The 2904-nt window shown below is 59.4% G+C and carries 4 protein-coding genes; 2 read left to right on the forward strand and 2 right to left on the reverse strand.

The genetic code is table 11. The features are described 5' to 3' along the window. Window positions 1-125 precede the first annotated feature (125 nt). Both M3436_20370 and M3436_20375 read left to right on the forward strand, forming a co-directional pair. Complete coding sequence (locus tag M3436_20370; GenBank protein ID MDQ3566326.1) at window positions 126-377, forward strand: helix-turn-helix domain-containing protein; 252 nt, start codon at window positions 126-128, stop codon at window positions 375-377. 57 nt (window positions 378-434) lie between these two features. Then, entirely contained in the window at window positions 435-1205 is a 771-nt protein-coding gene (locus M3436_20375; protein MDQ3566327.1) for a BsaWI family type II restriction enzyme, read from the forward strand. On the opposite strand, the gene M3436_20380 is transcribed toward M3436_20375, so the two are convergent. Together M3436_20380 and M3436_20385 are read right to left on the reverse strand one after the other, a co-directional pair. Continuing rightward, window positions 1173-2015: a site-specific DNA-methyltransferase gene (locus M3436_20380; GenBank protein MDQ3566328.1), complete on the reverse strand. Its 843-nt coding sequence runs from the start codon at window positions 2013-2015 to the stop codon at window positions 1173-1175. The genes M3436_20375 and M3436_20380 overlap by 33 nt on opposite strands. A gap of 362 nt (window positions 2016-2377) precedes the next feature. After that, window positions 2378-2904: hydroxyethylthiazole kinase (locus M3436_20385; GenBank protein MDQ3566329.1), on the reverse strand; the 527-nt coding region annotated here is incomplete at its 5' end.

A 2904-nucleotide genomic window follows, 5' to 3' on the forward strand; every position in this document is an offset into this window, starting at 1 on the left:
GGTCAGCAGGGGGTGGCCATTGGCGACGCGGACGAGTGATAGCCGTGCCTCGCCGGCAACAACGAGTATTACATTGTAGACGCTCGTCTGTAGATATCGAGACTACAGCGGACTAGGTTTTCGGAATGTCAACGCTTCACCGCGCCTTCGGTAAGGTCGTCCGGCAACGACGCCTACGCTCAGGACTCTCTCAGGAAGACCTGGCCGATCGTGCCGGTATACACCGGACCTATGTAAGCGCGGTCGAATTGGGAAAGGTGCGATTGGGCTTGGCGGCAGCGGAGCGTTTGGCGAGAGGTCTTGGCGTTTCGTTGAGCCAAGTTGTCAAGGAAGCTGAAGAACGAATGGCTTGCGAAGACGGAGCAGATTCCCCGTAATGCTGCTGCAAATCGACGGTATTCCGGTGACAATCGACGGCATTAAGCAAAATGAGCTTGACGCGATCCACGCTCGCCTCGCTGATCTGCTCTCGCGGTCACCCAACCCATGTGAAAAACAGGGCCGCGATCGCTGAGGCTTTCCGCTTTGGGCTTGAAATATGTCCGACGATCAACGCCAGTGACCTCTGGCACCACATTATTTACCGAGAGTATGTACGGACAGTCAAAGAGGTCAGACGGGTAAATGATGCTAAACAGAGTTGGGTGCGGTCTAGTGGCGATGCCTTCGAAGTCCATCTTCAAGACTACTACAACGCCCGGTTGGCGGCGGATGGTGTTTGGCTGACAGCGCTCTTTAGTGACGCGGACAGCAAGAAGGCTCTCGAAGAGATGGGAATCGAAAAGGCGGTGGGTGGATCTAAGCTCGACCTATCGATCCGAACCGCGGATAGGATCGTTGGCGGCATACACGCAAAAGTTAGCCTAGCCGAGCGGGTTAGCGATGATGTTCCAGCCTCTCTAGCCATGATGCAAAAGGGGTACTTGACAGCCCTTGTGACGCTTGACGTGAAATCGTTTCCCCCGGCAACAAACGTTGGGGAGGCACGAGCGTATCAGAACCGAGGCGAGTTCGGCACCCCAGCTTCACCATCAGATAAGCGGCGCTACATCGAAAACCATGGCAGTTTCGATCTTTGTTTGTCGTACAACGCCCGAACGGTGCCGAGTCTGCTAACGACGGAATCGAGTAAGCGGATTGACACGGTGGCCTTCGGTGGACCGCCTGATCCGTTAGAGCAAGCTATTCGCGCGCGCCTCTTCTAGCAATCTCAGGCGCGTTTGCACGGTTTCGTTGATGTACTGATTGGCGAGTTCGGCCATCACGGGATCGAGTTCAAATCCCAGATAATTGAAGCCGAGCTGCATCGCTGCTTTGCCGGTTGTGCCGCTTCCCATGAAAGGGTCAAAAACGATCCCATTCTCCGAAGGTGCTGCCGCCTTGATTGCACGCAGCGGCAGGTCGATCGGAAACGTCGAGCAATGTGGCGTCTGATTCGGTGTCTGGACGAGTTTCCAGACTGAGCCAACGGGTGGTTTCGTCTGAAAGGCGTGCCGTTCATCCTTGGCAAAGATGTAGATTGGCTCATGCCGGCGATGAGGCCGGCGACAGAGTCCTTCGGGTAACGGCCGCGACTTCTCCCAGATAACCTCGCCTCGGAACAAGAAGCCGAGATCGGCCATGGCGAGCGCCACGCGATAGGGAACGGCGAGCAAGTTCCCATACTGGAGCCAGCCAATCTTCTTGTCAATGAATGCTCGTCGTCTCCCCCGATTCTTCGTGTATGCTGAGTTGTTGGCTGCTAGGCCATTGCCATCAGCACCCAATGAGCTGTAGAGATGATCGTCTTCACGCCAGTTGATCGGCGTATTGTACGAATCTCCAATGTTTAGCCAGAGCGTCCCTCGCGGTTTGAGGCAGCGCATTGTCTCAGCCAAGATAGTCGTCAAATTGGCAATGTAGTCACGAGGATCGAGTTCAGAACCCAAGCCGTCAGCACCTCGTTGTCCCCAATATGGAGGTGATGTGACGACGACATCGAAGCTGTCATCCGGTATCTCCCTGAGTCCGGCCAAGCAATCTTCGCTATGCACCCGATTGACTAGCCACGGACCAAGCGAGGACGCCCGCGATCGGGATTCCGATGTTGAACCCATGTGACACGCACCCTTTCCACTGCCCGCGGTGGTGTATCTCCGCTCCTCACTCTATCTTACTGTACGTACGGAACATTTGAACCAGTCTGCCTCGGTGCGCGGATAGACAAGCGTCCTCCTCCCGAATACCACCACGGGATCGTAGCCACCGACGAGTGACGAGGTTCTCCGGCACCGACTCCGCGTGGGCGGGTTGGGGCCAACTCCGCCGCGTCGCGCCAGACCGCAAGCGGCGCTTGCTCGTGGTCAGGGTAGCGGTGGCCAGAGACTCGTTAACATGGTTAAGCCAAAGAAACGTTGAGGCCGGCGACGCCGGTGTCGTGGAGGTTGGCGACCTCATCGAGGAGGCGGGCGCGGAAGGTGCCGGGGCCGTCGCTGCCAATGGCGGCCCGTTCAGCGGCTAGGCCGTAGGTGCCGAGGGCCAGGGCAGTTTGCACCACCGGATCGGCGCCGGCGGTGAGGAAGATGCCGATCGCGGTCGAGGCCATGCAGCCGGAGCCGGTGATCCGGGCCAGCAGGGGGTGGCCATTGGCGACGCGCAGCGTCTTGCCCTGGCCGACGATGACATCGACCGGGCCCGTGACCGCGGTGGTGACGCCGAAGGCCCAGTGCGCGGCCGTGGCCACCGCTTCCGGGTCTTCGTCCCCGGTCGCTTCAACCCCGCGCACCTCACCGGCGCCGACCAGCGCCCCGACCTCGCCCCGGTTGCCGCGGAGGACCGTGATCGGCAGCTCGCGCAGCAGGCGGAGCGCGCTCTCGGTCCGGAACCGGGTCGCCCCGGCCCCGACCGGATCGAGCAGGATGGGGA

Source organism: Pseudomonadota bacterium, from assembly GCA_030859565.1.
Taxonomy (GTDB): Bacteria; Pseudomonadota; Gammaproteobacteria; order JACCXJ01; family JACCXJ01; genus USCg-Taylor.